Below are 18,768 nucleotides of genomic sequence, written 5' to 3'. Positions count from 1 at the left end.
GGGAGGGCGAGGCGTTATCGTAGCTCGAAGTGGTGAAGCAGGGCAGAGCCAGCTTCACCTGATCGTTTAACGCGGTCAGTTGCAGGAGCGGCCTTGTGTCGCGGTGTATCAGGCCCGTTGCAATGCCGCAGCGAGCGCCACGGTCAGCACCACGGCGCAGAGCATGGCCAGGCTGATGGTAACGGCCACGCCCCACCTTTCGAGCAGCCCTGCCAACACCAGATAAAACGCGATCACCCCCACCGCCCCGATCGCATTGCCCCGCACCATCGCCGCCATTCCGGCACGGCCATTTTGCACATGGGCGAACACCACCAGCGGCCAGGCAATCACCGGGATCGGCGCCAGCATGCCGCTGGCCGCCGGGCCCAACCAGTTGGCCAGGCTTGTGATGACCATCAGCAACGAAGTGGCAGACACCATGCGCAGAGGGATCTCCCAAAACCGCTGCCGGGGCCGGGCCAGGGCATCCGGCCTGGGCTCGCGGCCGCTGGCGCGTATTAGCACGCCAATCAGCACCAGCGCCACGGCAATCGACAGGTACAGGTTGCCCCCGTGGGTAAACGCATAGGCCGCTACACCATAGAACAGCATCGCCAGTAATACGGCCGGGCCGATGCCGAGCCTGCGTGTAGCGAACAGGTAGAAAGTGTAAGTGGCCTGCACCGCCGCCAGGCCGCCCAGCGCGCCGGGCACCGCACCCAAGGCAAAGGCCGTGCCCTGTTCCAGGCACAGGAAGGTCATTACCAAGGCCGAAGTGATCGGCAGGCCGGAAAGCAACCCACCGAGCAGGCCACCCCAGCGACGCGAGGCGAGGGAGATGGCCCACATCAGTAGCGGGGTGACGATCAGCTTGAGGTAGAACAGGGTCATCGCAGGGCTATCCATATGTGCGAAAGGTGCGCCCGCCGTAGGCATTGGGTAGGGCGCAGATGAATCAACCGCGGCTGGCCTCCAGCGCCTGGGCCAGGTCGGCGATGATGTCGTCGCTGTGCTCGATGCCGATCGACAGGCGCACCATGTCCCGTGGCACGCCGGCCTTCTCCAGTTCCTCGTCGTTGAGCTGGCGGTGGGTGGTGGAGGCGGGGTGGCAGGCCAGCGACTTGGCGTCGCCGATGTTCACCAGGCGCACCACCAGCTGCAGTGCATCGATGAAGCGCGCGCCGGCCGCCTGGCCGCCCTTGATGCCGAACGACAGGATCGACGCCGGTTTGCCGCCGGTGTAGCGCCGGGCCAGTTCATGCTCGGGGTGGTCGGGCAGCCCTGCATATTTCACCCACGCCACCTGCTCGTGGGCTTGCAGGTAGCGGGCGACCTTCAGCGCGTTCTCGGTGTGGCGTTCCATGCGCAGGGCCAAGGTTTCCAGCCCTTGCAGGATCAGGAAGGCATTGAACGGCGACAGCGCGGCACCGGTGTTGCGCAACGGCACCACGCGGCAGCGGCCGATGAAGGCGGCGGGGCCGAAGGCTTCGGTGTAGGTGACGCCGTGGTAGGACGGGTCGGGGGTGTTGAGCAGGGCGAAGCGTTCCTTGTTGTCGGCCCAGGGGAACTTGCCGGAGTCGATGACGATGCCGCCAATGCTGGTGCCGTGGCCGCCGATGTACTTGGTCAGCGAGTGCACGACGATATCGGCACCGTGCTCAAACGGCCGGCACAGCACCGGGGTGGCCACGGTGTTGTCGACGATCAGCGGCACACCATGGCGGTGGGCGGCCTCGGCCAGCGCGGCGATGTCGACGATATTGCCGGCAGGGTTGCCGATGGACTCGCAGAACACCGCCTTGGTACGCGAATCGATCAATGCTTCGAGGGCGTCGATGTCGTCATGGGCGGCGAAGCGGGTATGGATGCCCATGCGCGGCAGGGTGTGGGCCAGCAGGTTGTAGGTGCCGCCGTACAGCTTGGCCACCGAGACAATGTTGTCGCCGGCCTCGGCGACGGTCTGGATGGCGTAGGTGATGGCCGCCATGCCCGAGGCCACCGCCAGCGCGCCAACCCCGCCCTCCAGGGCGGCCATGCGCTGCTCGAGCACGTCGTTGGTGGGGTTCATGATGCGCGAGTAGATGTTGCCGGCCACCTTCAGGTCGAACAGGTCGGCGCCGTGCTGGGTGTCGTCGAAGGCGAAGGAAGTGGTCTGGTAGATCGGTACGGCCACTGCCCGGGTGGTCGGGTCGGGGCTGAAGCCTGCGTGGATGGCGAGGGTTTCCAGCTTCATGCAATCGTTCCTTGAGCGTGGGTGGAGCGATCGAGCATGTGGCGGGGGGAGGGTATGGGTCAAGCGTGAACGCGCGATGGGCTGCCCGGCAGCAGCCCATCGCATTCAAGGGCGCGTTAGAACGTTGTAAATGGCACGCAAGCAGCATGGCCGAGCCACGCCAACCGCTACAGCATCCGCACCATCTCCCAGAACGATGCCGCCACCCCGGTAATGCTTTCCCCGGCAATCAGCCCCGCTGCGGCCGTGATCGCAAACCGCTCTGTAACGCTCGGCCAACGGCAACCGACCAGCCAGGTAACCACCGCGCCGAGCCCCATCATCATGCTGATCGATGCCGGCAGTATGAACGCCAGCCCCAGCGCGCCGGTACTCGGCAGCCAGCGCGCCACCCATTGCGGCAGCAGGCTGTCCAGCACGCCCAGCAGTACGCCTGCCGCGCTGCCGGCCACGATCGCCCAGCGCAGCTCCGGCGACAGAGCCCCCAGCCCCTGCATCAGGGTCTGGGCCACGGCTTTCCAGGTCGCCACGGCCGGTGCGGGCCATTGCTCGCTAAGCAGCAGGGTCTGCGGATCGGGAATCAGCACCAGGTACACCAGCACGCTCGTCATGCTGCCGATGAGGATGCCCAGGCACTGTGCAATCAGTTGCTTGTGTGGCGTGGCGCCGATCGCCTGGCCAACCTTGAAGTCGTTCATCAGGTCGGTGGCTTGCCCGGCCGCGCCGCCGGCAGTGTTGGCGCTCATCAGGTTGATGGCCACCTGGCCCGGGGCGACCAGGCCAAAGCTGAGCTGCGACAGCTTGCCGATGGCGCCGATCGGCGCAATACCGGTGGCACCGACCACGCGCGCGGCGACCACCGCAAGGCATATCGCCAAGGGAATACTCAGCAGCGCCATCCACCAGTCGATGCCGAACAGCAACGCCTGTAGCGCCACTACCAGCGCAATGGACAATAACAGCCCGCACGCAGGTGCCAGGGAAAACCGCCCACGTGCGTGCGCTGCCCGGCTTGCCAGCGGGGCGGAGGGCCTTTGCCGGGGCATTTGCAACAGGCGGACCGACAATGAAGTCAGGGTCGCGCATACCATCAGGCTGACGCCCGGCCACAACAGCCATTCCACCAGGGCAGCGAACTGTGGGCCGCTGGCGTTCGGGGCCAGCACCACCAGGGCATGGTCGATCAGCCACGGTGCCAGCCCGCCCCAGGCCAGCGCGGCGCCGAACAGCAGCGTAAGGCCCACGCGGATACCGATGATGCCGCCGAAGCCGACCAGCATCAGCGAAGGATCGAGCGTGAAGGTCAGGCGCTCAAGCGCAGGCGAGGGTGCCCAGCGCGGTATCGCCCAGACGAACCCGTCAATCCACTTCACCAGCCCCGACAGCAACGCGGCGCTGCACAGCACCTTTATCCGCATCATGGCTTCGTGGCCGTGGCGGTAGATCTGCTGCAATGTCTCCAGGGTCGCCATGCCCTCAGGGAACTTCAGGCCATGGTCATCGAGCAGGGCGGGGCGCAGATACCAGGCGATCCAGATGCCCAGGAAGCTCACGGAGAACACCCAGGCCATCATCGGCAGCGGGTCCAGCTGGTGACCGGTGAGCAGGGTATAGGCGGGGATCGGCGCGACCAGCCCGCCAGAAACGATGGACGCGGCGGCCGAGGCCACGGTCTGGTTGATGTTGCTTTCGTGCAGCGTCCATGCGGGCCGGCCCTTGCTGCGCCCCGCCAGGCCCTGCCAAAGGGCGAAGCCGACCAGCAAGGCGATGATCGACATGTTGAACGACCAGCCGATCCGAAGGCCCGCGTACACATTCGAGGGTGTCAGCAGAATGCCCAGCACTACGCCGGTGAGCACCGCCCGCAGGCTCAGTTCACGTTCGATGCGAGCCTGGGGAAGGGCGGTGGACGGGGCATCTCTCATGGCAATCCCTTGTCGGAGTGGTAAGCGCGCTTTGCACAACTGAGCCACTGATGCCACAAAGGTTCACTGTCGCTGCTGGTTGTGAAAGGTGCCCAGCAACAGCCCGGAAGTGCTAGCGGCAACACCGTCGGGTCTCAAGAAAAGTGCTGTGCACAGGGGCTCGCTTTTGCTGACATTGCCGAATCAAGTGAAATTAGTTAAGTTATCTAAACTCGATAACTTTCCTAAACTCGGTATAAGTCATGGACCCGATCGCTAATCCCTATTCCCCGGGAGCAGGCGCGCCGCCGCCGGCATTGGCTGGTCGCGACGCATTGCTCAAGCAGGTAAGCATCGCAATCGCCCGCATTCGCCGGGGCCGGGCGGCGAAGAGCGTGCTGATGGTCGGCTTGCGCGGCGTGGGCAAGACTGTACTGCTCGAAAAAATGCGCATTGAAGCCGAGGCCGAGGGTGTTCATGCCATACGCATGGAGGCGCCGGAAAACCGTTCGCTACCCGCACTGTTGGCGCCTCAATTGCGCCTGGCGCTGCTTCGCCTGAGCCGGGTGGAAGCGGCTCGGGACCTGGCTCAACGGGGGTTGCGAGCCCTTGCCGGTTTTGCGAAGTCGTTGAAGGTTGCCTACGCGGACATAGAAGTAGGCCTGGACCTGGAGCCAGAACCTGGCTTGGCTGATAACGGTGACCTGGAAGGCGACCTGGCGACCTTGCTGGAGGAGGCCGGCAAGGCCGCACAGCGCGCCGACACGGCGCTGGTGATGTTCATCGACGAGTTGCAGTACGTTGCCGAAGATCAGTTGGCCGCGTTGATTACAGCCTTGCATCGCTGTGCCCAGGGCCAGTTACCTGTCACGCTGGTTGGGGCTGGCCTGCCTCAATTGCGGGGGCGTTGTGGTAACGCGAAATCCTATGCGGAGCGACTGTTCGATTTCCCTGAGATCGGCCCGCTTGCTCCTGAGGCCGCAAGGTTTGCGGTAGTACGGCCTGCAGAAGATGAAGGCGTGGCATTCGAAGAAGCGGCGCTGGGAAGTGTGCTGGCACATTCACAGGGCTATCCCTATTTCCTGCAGGAGTGGGGCAAGCATTCATGGGATGTAGCCACGCAGAGCCCCATCACCAGCGCTGATGTCGAAACTGCTTCAGAGCAGGCGATTGCCACACTGGATGAGAGCTTCTTCCGGGTGCGCTTTGACCGCCTGACGCTTGCGGAAAAGAAGTACCTGCGTGGCATGGCGGATCTGGGGGCCGGCCCTCATCGTTCTGGTGATATCGCGGCCAGCCTGGCGCGTAAGGTTTCCACGCTCGCACCGCTGCGCAGTGCATTGATCGAGAAAGGGATGATCTACAGCCCGAACCACGGTGATACGGCGTTCACGGTGCCGCTCTTCGATGAGTTCATGCGGCGTATCATGCCGGGCGATGATTGGCGGATGGGCTAGCCTGCTCTACAGGCATGCAAGCCGCAATCACAGGCAACGGTCCTCCCTGATTGCCAGTACGACTGTAAAGATATGCAAAGTTTCCCCGGGCCATCACGCTGCCGCTCTAGAATCCGCCCGCTGCCGAACCTGGTAATGGCAGGCAGCAGATCTAGCCTTGTGGAGCGTTCCAATGAAGTCGAAACACCTTTTCCGCGCAGCTCTGGTTGCGGCGCTGGTATCGGCCTTGTCAGGCTGCTGGATGTTCATGCCGCCGGGTGGTGGCGGTGGTCATGGTGGTGGCCACGGTGGCGGCGGTGGCTTTGGCGGCCATCAGGGCGGTGGCCCTCGCTAAGCTGACCTAGCGATGGAGCGCACAGCCTCGGCCGGGTCGCTAAAGCGTACCCGGCGCGAGCGCACATACCACGGTTCACCTCACCCCGACCGCCCAAACCGCTTGCGATACTCCGCCGGCGTCACCCCCACATGCTTCACGAACGCCCGCCGCAACGTATCCGCATTGGCAAACCCGCACAGCGCCGCCACCTGCTTCGGTGCCTCTCGCCCAGCCTCCAGCCGCGCCCGCGCAGCATTCACCCGCGCCAGCTCCACCCACGCGGCCGGGGTCATGCCCACATCACCCTGAAACACCCGTGCAAAATGCCTCGGGCTCAGCCCAACCCGCGCAGCCAGGCTGGCAACCCCGTGGTCCAGTGCGGGGTTGGCGGCCACGTAACGCTGCAACCCCTGCAATGCCGAACGCCCGACCGGCGACGTCCCGCCTTGCCGGCTGAACTGCAGCTGCCCGCCAGGCCGCTTGAAGTACATCACCAGGTGCCCGGCAACCTGCTTGGCAATATCCCGCCCCAGGTCTTCTTCCACCAGGGCCAGTGCCAGGTCCAGCCCGGCCGTTACCCCCGCAGCGGTACGCAGGTTGCCGTCATGCACCTGAATGGCGTCGGCATCCACCTGCACCCGCGGATAACGCTCGGCCAGAGGCTGCACCACGGCCCAGTGGGTGGTCACACGCCGGTCATCCAGCAACCCGGCAGCCGCCAGGGCAAACGCCCCCGTGCACACCGAGCCGTAACGCCGGCAAGCGCCCGCGCGTTGCCGCAGCCAGTCGAGAATGCCGGGGCGCAGGTATTGCTCGGCAGCCTGCGGCGTGCCGGCGACCAGCAAGGTGTCGATGGCTTCCAGGTCTTCGCCGATCCAGCCGTCGGCGACCAGGCGCGTACCGGAAGAGCTCACCAGCGGCCCCGGTTCGCAAGCCAGCAACAGTAGGCGATAGGCGTCACGGCCGGCCTGGCGGTTGGCTTCGGCGAACACATCGAGCGGGCCGCAGGCATCCAGCAGTTGTACGCCGGGCATGGCCAGGATGGCGACCGTGATGGGGGCAGAGGGCATGGTGGCTCCGGGCGTTGCGCCGCAAGTCCGTAATCCGCCGACAATGGCAGTATCTGGCGTTACAAGTCAATTGAGGGCATTGGCTCACGACCGCAGACTGGGCTCGTCATCAACCCACCCAGGAGCGACCATGTCCTCATCCATCGCCGGTATCCAGGTGCCCGACAGCGCCATGGCTCGGGAAATCACCGAGCTCGTCCGTGACACGGCTTCCCCTTTGCTGTTCCACCACTCCAGCCGGGTGTTCTACTTCGCGGCCCTTGCCGGGCAGCGGCTGGGGCTGCGTTACGACAGTGAACTGTTGTACGCAGGCTGCATGTTCCATGACATGGGCCTTACCCATCAGCACAGCAGCGATTGCTGCCGCTTCGAGGTGGACGGTGCCAATGCGGCGCGCGATTTCCTCCAGCGCCACGGCGTGGACGAGCGCGATGTCGAGCGTGTGTGGACGGCGATCGCGCTGCATACCACGCCGGGTATTCCAGAGCACATGCACCCGCTGATCGCCCTGGTTACGGCGGGGGTAGAAACTGATGTGCTGGGGCTGCACCACGAAGGGTTGGGGATTGCCGCGCGGGACGCCGTGGTCCAGGCGCACCCGCGTGGGGAGCGGTTCAAGGAGGCGATCATCCAGGCGTTTTATGACGGGATCCGGCACAAGCCGCAGACCACGTTTGGCAACGTGAAGGCGGATGTGATCGCGGACAAGGAGCCTGCATTCCGGCCTGGGAATTTCTGCAGCGTCATTCGGCAGTCCTGCTGGGCGAGCTGAGTAAAGCGGGCGGAGGCTGCAGAGCAGCCCCAGCAATTTCAACTGTTGCGCATCAATCCTGGGGCCGCTTTGCGGCCCTTTCGCGACACGAGGCCGCTCCCACAGGTTCAGCGACAACCTCGGGAGCAACGCTGTACCTGTGGGGCACGTCGAGCGCAGAGTCCGCTACCGAGCGCTCGCGATTCGCCACCCCGAACGGCACATGCACCATCGGCAAATCCCCCGCCGGCGATTGCAAATGGCTGCGCTGGTCATCAAAGAACACATGCGGCTTCAGTATCGACAGCACCCTGGGTTTTTCCATCCCGCCCAGAAAGAAGCACTCGTCCGGCGATACGCCCCAATCCTTCAACGTCGTCACCACCCGCTCGTGCGAAGGGGCATTGCGCGCCGTCACGATGGCAATCCGCAAGATGCGCTTGTACGCCGGGTCCTCGGCCAACTTGCGGTCTTCGAGCATGCGAATCAGCGAAAGCTTGCGGTACAGGTCCGCCAGCGGCCCCGGCGAATGCGGGATGCCCTTGCGCACGCGTTCATGCTCCTGAAACTCGTCCAGGTTGTCGTCGCGCTTGTACACGCGCTCGGCCTCGTCATCGGCAATCACCCCGTCAAAGTCGAAGGCTACCCGCAGTTCGGTGTCGATCTCGTCATCGTAGATGCGTGTCGGCAGCACCCGCCCGGCCGGGTAGTTGGCGTCGATGGCTTTCTGCACATCTTCCTCGTTGGCGCTGAGAAACAGCGAGGCATTGAACGCCGGGATGTACTCGTAGGGCGAGCGGCCCGACATGAACGCCGCGCGGGTGATGTCCAGCTGGTAGTGGCTGATCGAGCGAAACACCCGCAGGCCGGTTTCCGGCGAGTTGCGCGACAGCAGCACCACCTCCACCGGCAACTGCTCGGGGAAGGCCTGGTTGATGCTCAGGAAGCGGCGAATGAACGGGAACGCCACGCCCTTGGGGAAGGGTTCGTCCAGGTTCTGCTGCTGGTGCTGGCGGTAAGCCTCGACGCCCTGGGTCTGGTAGATGTCGTCCGAGACGGTGAGGTCGAACAGCGCACTCGAAGCAACGCCGATGACCAGTTTCTGTTCGATGGGGTAGGGCATGAAGTAACTCCTGAACATGAGCCGAGGGCAAGGGATCCTGTACAGCGCGATTCTGTAGGAGCGGCCTTGTGTCGCGAAAGGGCCGCAAAGCGGCCCCTGGATTTCAGCAACTGTGCATAGTCTGCTGGGGCTGCTCTGCAGCCCTTTCGCGACACAAGGCCGCTCCTACAAGGCGCTGGGCAGGACTGACAGTTGCTCCACCAGAAAATCCACGAACACCCGCACCCGCGCCGGCATCGCCGGGCCGCCGACGAACACCGCATGGATCGGCTCGCGATCACCGGGGTTGTACGCCTCCAGCAAGGGCACCAGCTGCCCGTCGGCCAGGTCATCGGCCACGGTAAAGGTACCGATGCGCGCCACGCCGGCGCCGAGCCTTGCCAACTGCGCCAGGGCCTCGCCGCTGCTGCATTCGATATTGCCCGTCACCTTCAATGAAAACGCCTGCCCGTCGCGACGGAACGGCCAGTCGGGTGCGGCGCGGCGGAAGTTGAAACGCAGGCAGTTGTGCCGGGCCAGGTCCTCTGGCACAAGCGGCGTACCGCAGCGCGCCAGGTACTCGGGCGAGGCGACGATCACCTGGCCGGTTTCGCCAATGGCGCGGGCGCTCAACGAACTGTCCGGCAGGTGGCCGAAGCGCAGCGCCACGTCGGCCTGGCCGCCGAGAATGTCGGCCACTTCGTCGCTGAGGGTAAGGTCGACCAGCACCTGCGGGTAGCGCGCGCTGAACGCTGCCAGCAACGGCACCACGGTCAAGCGGCCATGGCCCAGCGCTGCGCTGACCCGCAAGCGCCCGCGTGGCACGCCCTGGTCGGTGATGGCCTCTTCCACTTCTAGCATGTCGGCCAGCACCCGCCGTGCACCGCGCAGGTACGCTTCGCCCTCGGGCGTGAGGGTGATCGCCCGGGTGGTGCGCAGCAGCAGGCGGGTGCCCAGGCGCTGTTCGGTGCGCGCGAGGATGCGGCTCACCGCCGAAGGCGTCAGGCCCAGCGCCCGGGCGGCGGCGGACAGGCTGCCCTCCTGGGCCACCTTGGCAAATATTTCCATCTCTCCGGATCTTCCACTGAAGTCCATTTGTGCCCCTTCAGCAAAGGTGGTTCGCAAAAATGCAGTCTAGTGCGGCTCAGCTTCGGATCGTAGCATTTGCAGCACAGATAAGGAGCTTGCCATGCGTATCAATCCACCTCTTGTCGCACTCGCCATCGGTGCCTTCGGCATCGGGGTCACCGAGTTCGCCCCCATGGGCATGTTGCCCAGCATCGCCACCGACCTTGGCGTCTCCATCCCCGCTGCCGGATTGTTGGTCAGTGCCTATGCGATCGGTGTGCTGATCGGCGCACCGCTGATGACCTTGGCCACGGTGAAGATCCCACGGCGTTACCTGCTGATCGGGCTGATGGCCATTTTCACCCTCGGCAACCTGATGTCGGCCCTGGCCAGCGACTACGCCAGCCTGCTGGTCGCCCGCGTGGTCACCTCGCTGAACCACGGTGCGTTCTTCGGCATCGGTTCGATCGTCGCGGCCAGCGTGGTGCCGCCCGAGAAGCGCGCCGGGGCCGTGGCGGCCATGTTCATGGGGTTGACCCTGGCCACCATCGGCGGAGTGCCGCTGGCGACCTGGTTCGGTGAAATGCTGGGCTGGCGCACGGCATTCTGGGGCATCGCCGGGCTCGGCCTGGTGGCAATGACCACCCTCTGGTACGCACTGCCCAATGTGCCGTCGCCCAAGGGTGGCGGGGCCATGGCCGAAATCCGCGTGCTGGGCCGCGGGCCGGTGCTGGCGGCATTGCTGCTGACCGTGGTGGGCTCCAGCGCGATGTTCACGGTATTCACCTACATCGCGCCGATCCTGCAGAGCGAGGCGGCAGCGTCCACTACCTTCGTCACGGCCATGCTGGTGTTGTTCGGTGTCGGCCTGACCTTGGGCAACGTGTGGGGTGGCAAGGCGGCGGACCGCTCGATCGACCGTACCCTGATGCTGTCGCTGGCCGTGCTGATTGCGGTGTTGCTGGTGTTCCCGCTGGTGATGGACTGGCCGCTGCCGACTGCGCTGGCGATCCTGGTGTGGGGCGCTGCCAGCTTTGCCCTGGTGCCGCCGCTGCAGATGCGGGTGATGGAGGCGGCCAAGGATGCGCCCAACCTGGCGTCGGCGGTGAACATCGGGGCGTTCAACCTGGGGAATGCGATTGGTGCGGCGCTGGGGGGGGCGGTGATCAATGCCGGGCTGGGGTATTCGGCGGTTTCCCTGGCGGGGGCGGCGATGGCGGCGGTTGGGTTGGTGATGGTATTGATGTTTGCCTGGCGTGGGCGGGCGGTGGCATTGGGGGATCGGGCAGCGGTGTAAGGGCTTGAGTTCCTGGGGGCGCTTTGCGCCCCTTTCGCGACACAAGGCCGCTCCTACAGGAAACCGCGATTCCTTGTAGGAGCGGCCTTGTGTCGCGATGGGCTGCAAGGCAGCCCCACAGTTTTGCCCATCACGGCGTACCGTTACGGCCATGCAGGTGGTAGGCCGGGCGCTCGCTCAGCCGCTCGTAATAATCGCGCACGGCCGGCAGGTGCGGGTGCTCGAACGGCGTTTCGAACCAGCGGTTGACCGACAGGCCAATGGGGATGTCGGCCAAGGTAAACTGGCTGCCGGCCACGTAGGCACCGGTGCTTGCCAGCTGGCGGTCGAGAATGTGCATGTAGCGCGCCCAGTCCGCGCAGCCGGCGGCCAGGGCCTGTGGGTCCTGGTGGGCGGGCGAGTGCCTGACCAGCGACATGAACGCGTAGCTCCAGGAACGGTTGAGGTCCGAGGCCTGCCAGTCGATCCACTGGTCGATCCTGGCCCGCGCCTGCGCTTCGCCCGGGTAGAACCCGGTGGCGCCATAGTGCGTGGCCAGGTAGCGGATGATGCTGTTGGATTCCCACAGGGTGAAGTCGCCATCCTGGATCACCGGGATCATGGCGTTGGGGTTCAACGCAAGGAACTCGGCGCTGTCCGTCGCCTTGAAACCCGCCCCCCAGTCTTCGCGCTCGAACGCGACCTCGAACTCGGCGCACGCCCACAGGACTTTTCGTACATTGATGGAGGAGGCTCTGCCCAGTATCCGTAGCATGGTATTCATCCTTGTGGGGGGAGATTGATCGTCCGTCACTGCCGGTTGCCGGTCAAGAGCCTGAGTGGTGGTGGAGCATCCCCTTTGTAGGTTCCTTGTAGTCCATTTCCGAAAGTAAGCCTTTCCACCCCCAAGGTTATTGTGGCGGGGCAGGCAGCGCCCTAGTCTCGGCACGCTCGTAACCCCGAGGAATGGACATGGACAAAGACACTCCGAAAGAAAGCAGCAACCTCAATGTCGTGCGTGCAGCGGGCCGTTTTGGCAACGGCGGCGCCGAACTGGTGCAGATGAACGCGCAGTTGCCAATGCGTACGGCGCTGATGGAGGCCTCGAGCATCATGGGCTGCATTACCGAAATCACCCGCAAGGCCATCGACCGGCCCGGTGACCGCAAGGCGATGATGCAGGCCACGTATTACCTGGCAGGCATGGCCAAGGCGCTGATCGACGGCCAGTTGCAGCAGTTGCGCCAGGCTCGGGGAGGCGAGCAGGAGCCTTAGTCAGGCTTGCCTGGGGACCATGAACTTGGCACCCTTGGCCAGTTTGAATCTCTGTATCACGACAGAAGGAAGTTCGCATTGAGCTGGGACAAGGTGGGGAAACTCCTCGTAGCCGTGCTGCTTGGCCTGATGGTCCTGCTGGCCGCCTATGGGTTGCTCAGGGGCAACCCGCGCCTGGAGGCATCGCTGACCTATGCCTACCTCACCTATCCCAGCCAGTTCAGCGAACGCATCACCAAAGCCAGCGAGCAGCTCAAGTACGAGCAGTTGCAGGGGCGTATCAATGCCATCAGCGAGGGCGGGTTGAGCCACGATCAGGTCGAGCGGCTGATCGAAATGGCCCAGGCGCCGTATGCCCAGTTGTTCGCCAAGCCCTTCGAGGCCGGGCTGGTCGACCACCGTACCGGTCTGCTCATCGAGCTGCGCAACAGCGGTGATGCGCAGGTGCGCCTGGTGAAAATCCGCCTGCCGGCGAAAGGCCTGGTGCAGGTGCGCGATGCAGCTGGCAATGACACCATCCTGGAAACCTCCACCATGCAAGCGGACATCCCCGTCATCGAGCCGGGTGGCGCGTGCAAGGTATGGGTGTATTTCGATGCGGACTACTCGCAGATCCGCCAGGGCGGGGTCAGCATCAGTCACGCCGATGGCAAGGCTGACATACAGGTTTACCGCGAGGTCATCGGTTTCCCGGCCTGGGTGGCCCGTTACAGCCGCGAGCTGATAGTGCTGCTGGGCATATTGGCGGCCAGCGTGCTGGGCCTGGGGTATGCCTGCCTGTCGCGTCGGCGCGTGGCGTGAGCTTGCCGGGCGTGTCTTCAGGGCAAAGGACATTTGCCGTAAACTCAACAATCGCCCGTTGACAACCCTCTATAGTGCTCGGCATTACAAGACCCATGCCGAGCCTGCCCGATGATCCCCTCCCTGGACTCCATTTTTTCCCGCCTGCGCCTGCGTCAGTTACGCCTGCTCATCGAACTGGACCGTTGCGGCTCCCTGCACAAGGCGGCGGAGGCCATGGCGATTTCCCAGCCCGGGGCCACCAAGGCCTTGCGCGAGGTGGAAGAGGTGCTGGGTGTGCCGTTGTTCCAGCGCCTGCCCAGCGGCCTGGTGGCCAATGACGTAGGCCGTTGCGTGATGCGATATGCGCGCTTGATTCACAGTGACCTGGGGCATTTGCGCGAAGAGGTGCTTGGCATCGTCCAGGGCCAGGGTGGGCGGCTGGCGGTGGGTAGCATCATGGGTGCCATGCCGACCCTGGTCGGCGCCCTCGGGCGGTTGCGCCGCAAGCAGCCGCAACTGGCGGTGGAGATCGCCGAGAACACCAGTGCCAACCTGCTGGCCCAGCTTGATGAAGGGCGCCTGGACCTGGCCATCTGCCGGCCAGGGCTGGGCCGCAACGCGGCGGACTACGCCTTTGTCGAACTGGCCCAGGAGCCGCTGGCGGTGGTCGCGCACCCGCAGCACCCGCTGGCCGGTGCGGCGGCGCTGGAAGTTGGCGACCTGAGCCAGTATCGCTGGATCGTCTACCCGGCGAACATGCCAATGCGCCAGGCGCTGGAGCGTGAATTGAGCGAGGCGGGGGTGGAGGTGCCACGCTACCCGCTGGAAACCTTCTCCACCTTTGCCACCTTCATGCTGCTGGAAGACGACCCGACGCTGGTGGCGGTGATCCCCAGCGCCGTGGCGGCCTTTGCCGAGCAGCGCGGGTTGCTGGTGTCGCTGGCAGTGCAACTGCGGGCACTGAGCGAGCCGTTCGGGATCGTGCACCGGGTAGCAGCGCCGCTGTCGCCGGCGGCGCGGTTGCTGGTGGAGGAGCTTACGGCCGGTTGAGCCCTGTTGCGGCCCCCTATGGGAGCGGGTCTACCCGCGAAGAATACGACGCGGTGGATGGCACCGGCTACGCCGGTGTTCGCGGCCACGGCCGCTCCTACAGGTACAGCGTGATCCCGAAGCCTGCGCCGTCCCTGTGGGAGCGGGTTCACCCGCGAAGCAGGCGACGCGGTGGATGGCACCGGCTGCGCCGGTGTTCGCGGCTGAAGCCGCTCCCACAGGTACAGCGCAAGCCCGAAGCCTGCGCCGTCCCTGTGGGAGCGGGTTCACCCGCGAAGCAGGCGACGCGGTGGATGGCACCGGCTACGCCGGTGTTCGCGGCCGCTCCCACAGGTAAAGCGTGAACCCGAAGCCTGCGCCGTACCTGTGGGAGCGGGCAAGCCCGCGAAGCAGGCGACGCGGTTGATGGCACCGGCTACGCCGGTGTTCGCGGCCACGGCCGCTCCTACAGGTAAAGCGTGAGCCCGAGGCCTGCGCCGTACCTGTGGGAGCGGGTTCACCCGCGAAGCAGGCGACGCGGTGGATGGCACCGGCTCTGCCGGTGTTCGCGGCTGAAGCCACACAGGGATCTCGCAATCTAGGTCTCAGAACTGCCGCTCGCGGTAATCGATCAAGCTGGAAAACACCGCAATCAACACCGCAGCCACCACAAAGAAGATCAGCGCAAAGAAGTAATCCCCGGTGAACTGCACGATCAGCCCGATCACGATCGGCACCAGCACTCCGGCCATGTTGCCGCAGAAGTTCATGGTGCCACCCAGCACGCCGGTGCGCGACGGCCCGCCGATGATCGCCGGCAGGCACCAGTACATCCCGCACCAACGGATGAAGAACATCGCCACGCACAGCAGGCTGATCACCGCGACGGTCTCGCCCACATAGGCTGCCGCCAGGATGCACAGCGCCGCCACCAGCGCCGAACCGCTGAACATGGTGCGCATCACCAGGTTCGGCGAGGCACCGCTGGCCCGCCAGCGGTCACCGATCCAGCCGCCGATCAGTTCGCCGACAAACCCGCACATGAAGATCAGGAAGGTCGCCCCGCCCATGGCCGAGATGTTCAGGCCGTGGGCTTTGTGCAGGTAGCTCGGCATCCAGGTCAGCAGGCCGTAGAACACTGCCAGGATGCAGCTGTAGCCGGCGAACATGGCAAAGATCGAACGGTCCTTGAGCAGCTCGCGCAGCGGCAGCCTGGCCTTGGCTGCCGCGGCATGGGCGCTGGCGTTGCCTTCGGTGATGTGGCGCAGCTCGGCCTCGTTCACCCCCGGGTGCTCGCTGGGGTGGTTGCGGATGTACTTCCACGCCAGGATGCCGGCCAATACGGTGCCGACCCCGGCCACCACGAAGGCCAACCGCCACGAACCCAGCCAGGCAATCAGCCCGGAAATCAGGATCGCCCCCAGGGCGCTGCCCAGCGGCGCGCCGCCATCCACCAGCACCGCGCCACGGCCTCGTTCGTTAGGCGTCAGCCAGGCGCCATTGAGCTTGGCCCCGGCGGGCATGATCGGCGACTCGGCCACGCCCAGGCCGATACGCGTCAGCAGCAGTACCAGCCAGTTGTGCGAGGCCGCGCCCAGTGCCTGGAACAGGCCCCAGGCCACAGTTGCCGCGCCAATGATGCCGCGGGTGTGGAAGCGGTCCAGCAGCATGCCGCCAGGGATCTGCATCAAGGCATAGGACCAGAAGAACGCACTGAGCATCAGCCCTTCCATGGCCGGCGTCAGGTTGAATTCGGGGGCGATCAGCGGCAGCGCCACCGACAGCGAGGCGCGGTCGATGTAGTTGATTGCGGTCAGCAGCAACAGGATCAGGAAGATGCGCCAGCGCACCGTGGTCATCGGGGCCGCAGCGGGCAGCGCCAGGTCGGCCGGGGAGGGGATGGTCTTCATCGCAGGAGCTCGTTGTTGTGATTATCGGGAGGCGTAGCAACTACGCAGGCCGATTGTTGGAGCGCTGCCGGCAGTGCAGGTAATGAAAAGAGCTGATCCGCCAATAACGCCTGCTTATTACCCAGGCAGGGGATAAGCAGTGGTTATTGGCGGATCAGCTCTTTTCATTATCGGCGGCCCTGGCCCGCGCTCTAGATTGCCCCGGCACGGCCCGCCAGCGTCACGGCGGGCACAACAAGAACAACGCAGTTGCCTGAGGACCCCTCATGAGCCAATTCCAGTTCCATTTCCCCACCATTGCCAAATGTGGCGCGGGCCTGGCCGACCAGGCCGGTGCGCTGCTCAAGCCGTACGTGGACGGCACCCTGCTGGTGGTCACCGATCAGGGCCTGATCGACGCTGGCATCCTGGCCGGCTTCTTCGCCTCGCTGGAGCAGGCGGGCATCGACTACCAGCTGTTCTGCGCCGTTGAAGCCAACCCCGGCACCGACGTGCTCGACGCTGCCGTGGCGCTGCTGAAAGAGCGCAACTGCACCGCCGTGATCGGCGTGGGCGGCGGCAGCAGCATCGACACCGCCAAGGGCGTGGCGGCGATGGCCACCAACCCTGGCAACATCCTCGACTACGAGGGCTACGACAAACTGACCCAGCCGCCGCTGCCGATCTTCGCCATCCCGACCACCTCCGGTACCGGCAGCGAATGCACGGCGTCGACCGTGTTCACCAACAAGCGCACGCTGTTCAAGACGGTGATCGTCAGCCCGCGGCTGTTCCCGCGCCTGGCCATCCTCGACCCGGCACTGACCCTGAAGCTGCCTGCGGCCATCACCGCCGCCACCGGCATGGATGCCCTGACCCACGCCATCGAGTCGTATGTGTCGCGCCATGCCAACCCGATCAGCCAGGCCATGGCCCTGCAGGCCATTCGCATGATTGCCGGCAGCCTGGAAAAAACCTACTTCGTCGGCACCGACATGGCGGCCCGCGAGCAGATGCTGCTGGGCTCGTTCCTGGCCGGGGTAGCGTTCTCGCAATCCAAGCTGGGCAACGTGCATGCCATTTCCCACACCTTCGGCGGGGTGTTCAACATCCCCCATGGCATCGCCAACGCCGCCCTGCTGCCTTACGTGATCAAGTTCAACCTGCCGGCCTGCCCGGAGCGCTTCCGCGACATCGCCATTGCCCTGGGCGCCGATGTGACCGGGCTCAGCGTGGAGCAGGCCGCGGCACGCACGGTAGATGCAGTGGCGGCCCTGAACCAGGCCATCGGCATTCCCGCGACCATCCGTGAACTGGGCGTGGACCTGGAGTTCCTGCCGCAGATGGTCAGCGACTCGATGCGCAGCGGCAACGTGCTCGTCAACCCACGCCTGACCACCGCGCGCGATGTCGAGCGCCTGATCACCGACGCCTACCACGGCAACCTCTGAACCTTTACGGAACCACGACCATGTTCTATGAAATGCGTACCTACACCCTGCACATCGGCAAGATGAAGCAATACCTGGAGCACTTCGAAAAGGAAGGCTTGCCGGTGATCTCGCGCTACGCCAAGCTGGTGGGCTGGTGGTACACCGAGATTGGCGAACTGAACCAGGTGGTGCACATCTGGGCCTACGAGAGCCTTGACGACCGCATCGAGCGCCGCGCCGCCCTGTACCGCGATGCGGACTGGCTGGAGCGTTTCATCCCCGTGGCCTTCCCGATGCTGGTGCGGATGGAATCGAAGCTGTTGATGCCTGCCGCGTTTTCGCCGATCCAGTGACCCTGTAACTGCATTGCATCAAGGAGCAACCCAATGGATCTAGGCATTACCGGCCGCTGGGCCATCGTCTGCGCGGCCAGCCAGGGCCTGGGCAAAGGCTGCGCCGAGGCGCTGGGCAAAGAAGGCGTCAACCTGGTCATCAATGCCCGCACCCAGGCCACCCTGGAGCAGACCGCAGCCGAGTTGCGCGCGGCCTGCCCGGGCATCGAGGTGCGCACGGTGGCCGGTGATGTCGCCGACGCCGAGGTGCGCCAGGCGCTGCTGGCAGCCTGCCCGCAGGTGGATATCCTGGTCAACAATGCCGGTGGCCCGCCCCCGGGCGACTTCCGCGACTGGGGCCGCGAGGACTGGCTGAAGGCACTGGACGCCAACATGCTTACCCCCATCGAGCTGATCAAGGCGGTGGTCGATGGCATGGCCGAGCGCGGGTTTGGCCGGGTGGTGAACATCACCTCCGGCGCGGTGAAGGCGCCGATCGATATTCTTGGCTTGTCCAATGGTGCGCGCAGTGGCCTGACCGGCTTCATCGCTGGCCTGGCCCGTCAGCAGCGCCTGGCGGGCAGCAACGTGACGCTGAATAATCTGCTGCCTGGGGCGTTCGACACGGCGCGCCTGCAGAAGACCTTGAAAGCGGCAGGTGGCGATGTGGAAGCCACCGCCCAGTCGCGACGCAAGGCCATCCCGGCGGCTCGCTTTGGCAGTGCCGGCGAGTTCGGCGCTTACTGCGCGTTCCTGTGCAGTGCGCATGCCGGGTACATCACTGGGCAGAACCTGTTGATCGATGGCGGGGCGTTCCCCGGTACGTTCTGAATCGCCTGACTGAACGTAGGCACCTGTGGGAGCGGGT

18 protein-coding genes are annotated in these 18,768 nt (G+C 65.1%); 10 read left to right on the top strand and 8 right to left on the bottom strand.

Going from position 1 to position 18,768, the window contains the following annotated elements:
• Window positions 1–108 precede the first annotated feature (108 nt).
• The 3 genes from CAG22_RS22040 to CAG22_RS22030 form a co-directional block, all read right to left on the bottom strand.
• The gene (locus CAG22_RS22040) at window positions 109–873 is read right to left on the bottom strand and encodes a hypothetical protein (RefSeq protein WP_085706183.1); all 765 of its coding nucleotides are present in this window, start codon (window positions 871–873) and stop codon (window positions 109–111) included.
• Window positions 874–937: 64 nt separating this feature from the next.
• A complete protein-coding gene (locus CAG22_RS22035) occupies window positions 938–2,215 on the bottom strand; it encodes a bifunctional O-acetylhomoserine aminocarboxypropyltransferase/cysteine synthase (RefSeq protein WP_085706182.1) in 1,278 nt (425 codons plus the stop codon).
• Between the two features lie 167 nt (window positions 2,216–2,382).
• On the bottom strand, window positions 2,383–4,140 hold the full coding sequence (locus CAG22_RS22030) for an OPT family oligopeptide transporter (RefSeq protein ID WP_085706181.1): 1,758 nt from the start codon (window positions 4,138–4,140) through the stop codon (window positions 2,383–2,385).
• A 242-nt stretch (window positions 4,141–4,382) separates the two neighbouring features.
• Between CAG22_RS22030 and CAG22_RS22025 the strand changes: the two genes are divergently transcribed.
• Window positions 4,383–5,576 (top strand): ATP-binding protein, encoded by a 1,194-nt coding sequence (locus CAG22_RS22025; RefSeq protein WP_085706180.1) that lies wholly within the window; start codon window positions 4,383–4,385, stop codon window positions 5,574–5,576.
• A 172-nt stretch (window positions 5,577–5,748) separates the two neighbouring features.
• Window positions 5,749–5,910, top strand: coding sequence for a hypothetical protein (locus CAG22_RS28560; protein WP_024086757.1), 162 nt, complete (start codon window positions 5,749–5,751; stop codon window positions 5,908–5,910).
• 80 nt (window positions 5,911–5,990) lie between these two features.
• Here CAG22_RS28560 and CAG22_RS22020 read toward each other — a convergent pair whose 3' ends face one another.
• On the bottom strand, window positions 5,991–6,962 hold the full coding sequence (locus tag CAG22_RS22020) for a GlxA family transcriptional regulator (RefSeq protein ID WP_085706179.1): 972 nt from the start codon (window positions 6,960–6,962) through the stop codon (window positions 5,991–5,993).
• 130 nt (window positions 6,963–7,092) lie between these two features.
• Between CAG22_RS22020 and CAG22_RS22015 the strand changes: the two genes are divergently transcribed.
• Window positions 7,093–7,734, top strand: coding sequence for an HD domain-containing protein (locus CAG22_RS22015; protein WP_025338578.1), 642 nt, complete (start codon window positions 7,093–7,095; stop codon window positions 7,732–7,734).
• A 52-nt stretch (window positions 7,735–7,786) separates the two neighbouring features.
• Here the strand turns inward: CAG22_RS22015 and CAG22_RS22010 are convergent, their stop codons facing one another.
• The gene (locus tag CAG22_RS22010; protein ID WP_085706178.1) at window positions 7,787–8,836 is read right to left on the bottom strand and encodes a 5'-nucleotidase; all 1,050 of its coding nucleotides are present in this window, start codon (window positions 8,834–8,836) and stop codon (window positions 7,787–7,789) included.
• Between the two features lie 165 nt (window positions 8,837–9,001).
• Complete coding sequence (locus CAG22_RS22005) at window positions 9,002–9,910, bottom strand: LysR family transcriptional regulator (RefSeq protein ID WP_085706177.1); 909 nt, start codon at window positions 9,908–9,910, stop codon at window positions 9,002–9,004.
• Between the two features lie 94 nt (window positions 9,911–10,004).
• On the opposite strand from CAG22_RS22005, the gene CAG22_RS22000 reads away from it, so the two are divergent.
• Window positions 10,005–11,180, top strand: coding sequence for an MFS transporter (locus CAG22_RS22000; RefSeq protein ID WP_075044783.1), 1,176 nt, complete (start codon window positions 10,005–10,007; stop codon window positions 11,178–11,180).
• A 130-nt stretch (window positions 11,181–11,310) separates the two neighbouring features.
• Here CAG22_RS22000 and CAG22_RS21995 read toward each other — a convergent pair whose 3' ends face one another.
• Window positions 11,311–11,934 carry a glutathione S-transferase family protein gene (locus CAG22_RS21995; protein WP_085706176.1) on the bottom strand — a complete coding sequence of 208 codons (624 nt, stop codon included), beginning with the start codon at window positions 11,932–11,934 and terminating at the stop codon, window positions 11,311–11,313.
• Between the two features lie 197 nt (window positions 11,935–12,131).
• Between CAG22_RS21995 and CAG22_RS21990 the strand changes: the two genes are divergently transcribed.
• From CAG22_RS21990 to CAG22_RS21980, 3 genes are all read left to right on the top strand, one after another.
• Complete coding sequence (locus tag CAG22_RS21990) at window positions 12,132–12,434, top strand: DUF3077 domain-containing protein (protein ID WP_085706175.1); 303 nt, start codon at window positions 12,132–12,134, stop codon at window positions 12,432–12,434.
• 78 nt (window positions 12,435–12,512) lie between these two features.
• Window positions 12,513–13,235: a hypothetical protein gene (locus CAG22_RS21985; protein WP_085592760.1), complete on the top strand. Its 723-nt coding sequence runs from the start codon at window positions 12,513–12,515 to the stop codon at window positions 13,233–13,235.
• Window positions 13,236–13,346: 111 nt separating this feature from the next.
• A complete protein-coding gene (locus tag CAG22_RS21980; protein WP_085706174.1) occupies window positions 13,347–14,267 on the top strand; it encodes a LysR family transcriptional regulator in 921 nt (306 codons plus the stop codon).
• 584 nt (window positions 14,268–14,851) lie between these two features.
• On the opposite strand, the gene CAG22_RS21975 is transcribed toward CAG22_RS21980, so the two are convergent.
• Window positions 14,852–16,156 (bottom strand): MFS transporter, encoded by a 1,305-nt coding sequence (locus CAG22_RS21975; protein ID WP_075044788.1) that lies wholly within the window; start codon window positions 16,154–16,156, stop codon window positions 14,852–14,854.
• A gap of 266 nt (window positions 16,157–16,422) precedes the next feature.
• On the opposite strand from CAG22_RS21975, the gene CAG22_RS21970 reads away from it, so the two are divergent.
• Genes CAG22_RS21970 through CAG22_RS21960 form a run of 3 tightly spaced genes read left to right on the top strand, consistent with a single transcriptional unit; the run spans window position 16,423 to window position 18,731 of the window.
• A complete protein-coding gene (locus tag CAG22_RS21970; RefSeq protein WP_085706173.1) occupies window positions 16,423–17,586 on the top strand; it encodes an iron-containing alcohol dehydrogenase in 1,164 nt (387 codons plus the stop codon).
• 20 nt (window positions 17,587–17,606) lie between these two features.
• A complete protein-coding gene (locus tag CAG22_RS21965) occupies window positions 17,607–17,921 on the top strand; it encodes an NIPSNAP family protein (protein ID WP_013972037.1) in 315 nt (104 codons plus the stop codon).
• 33 nt (window positions 17,922–17,954) lie between these two features.
• Complete coding sequence (locus CAG22_RS21960) at window positions 17,955–18,731, top strand: SDR family oxidoreductase (RefSeq protein WP_025338589.1); 777 nt, start codon at window positions 17,955–17,957, stop codon at window positions 18,729–18,731.
• Window positions 18,732–18,768 lie beyond the last annotated feature (37 nt).

This window comes from Pseudomonas sp. B8(2017) (assembly GCF_002113575.1).
GTDB classification, from domain to species: Bacteria; Pseudomonadota; Gammaproteobacteria; order Pseudomonadales; family Pseudomonadaceae; genus Aquipseudomonas; species Aquipseudomonas putida_Z.
The sequence above is the reverse complement of the archived record's forward strand: the minus strand, read 5'-3'. Positions and strand labels throughout refer to the sequence as shown.

What these genes read in the sequence shown, in the direction of transcription:
- CAG22_RS21990 (WP_085706175.1), top strand. Translation starts at nt 12,132, where the DNA reads ATGGACAAAGACACTCCGAAAGAAAGCAGCAACCTCAATGTCGTGCGT.
- CAG22_RS22035 (WP_085706182.1), bottom strand. Translation starts at nt 2,215, where the DNA reads ATGAAGCTGGAAACCCTCGCCATCCACGCAGGCTTCAGCCCCGACCCG.
- CAG22_RS28560 (WP_024086757.1), top strand. Translation starts at nt 5,749, where the DNA reads ATGAAGTCGAAACACCTTTTCCGCGCAGCTCTGGTTGCGGCGCTGGTA.
- CAG22_RS21960 (WP_025338589.1), top strand. Translation starts at nt 17,955, where the DNA reads ATGGATCTAGGCATTACCGGCCGCTGGGCCATCGTCTGCGCGGCCAGC.
- CAG22_RS22000 (WP_075044783.1), top strand. Translation starts at nt 10,005, where the DNA reads ATGCGTATCAATCCACCTCTTGTCGCACTCGCCATCGGTGCCTTCGGC.
- CAG22_RS22025 (WP_085706180.1), top strand. Translation starts at nt 4,383, where the DNA reads ATGGACCCGATCGCTAATCCCTATTCCCCGGGAGCAGGCGCGCCGCCG.
- CAG22_RS22030 (WP_085706181.1), bottom strand. Translation starts at nt 4,140, where the DNA reads ATGAGAGATGCCCCGTCCACCGCCCTTCCCCAGGCTCGCATCGAACGT.
- CAG22_RS22005 (WP_085706177.1), bottom strand. Translation starts at nt 9,910, where the DNA reads ATGGACTTCAGTGGAAGATCCGGAGAGATGGAAATATTTGCCAAGGTG.
- CAG22_RS21975 (WP_075044788.1), bottom strand. Translation starts at nt 16,156, where the DNA reads ATGAAGACCATCCCCTCCCCGGCCGACCTGGCGCTGCCCGCTGCGGCC.
- CAG22_RS22040 (WP_085706183.1), bottom strand. Translation starts at nt 873, where the DNA reads ATGACCCTGTTCTACCTCAAGCTGATCGTCACCCCGCTACTGATGTGG.
- CAG22_RS22020 (WP_085706179.1), bottom strand. Translation starts at nt 6,962, where the DNA reads ATGCCCTCTGCCCCCATCACGGTCGCCATCCTGGCCATGCCCGGCGTA.
- CAG22_RS22010 (WP_085706178.1), bottom strand. Translation starts at nt 8,836, where the DNA reads ATGCCCTACCCCATCGAACAGAAACTGGTCATCGGCGTTGCTTCGAGT.
- CAG22_RS21980 (WP_085706174.1), top strand. Translation starts at nt 13,347, where the DNA reads ATGATCCCCTCCCTGGACTCCATTTTTTCCCGCCTGCGCCTGCGTCAG.
- CAG22_RS22015 (WP_025338578.1), top strand. Translation starts at nt 7,093, where the DNA reads ATGTCCTCATCCATCGCCGGTATCCAGGTGCCCGACAGCGCCATGGCT.
- CAG22_RS21965 (WP_013972037.1), top strand. Translation starts at nt 17,607, where the DNA reads ATGTTCTATGAAATGCGTACCTACACCCTGCACATCGGCAAGATGAAG.
- CAG22_RS21995 (WP_085706176.1), bottom strand. Translation starts at nt 11,934, where the DNA reads ATGCTACGGATACTGGGCAGAGCCTCCTCCATCAATGTACGAAAAGTC.
- CAG22_RS21970 (WP_085706173.1), top strand. Translation starts at nt 16,423, where the DNA reads ATGAGCCAATTCCAGTTCCATTTCCCCACCATTGCCAAATGTGGCGCG.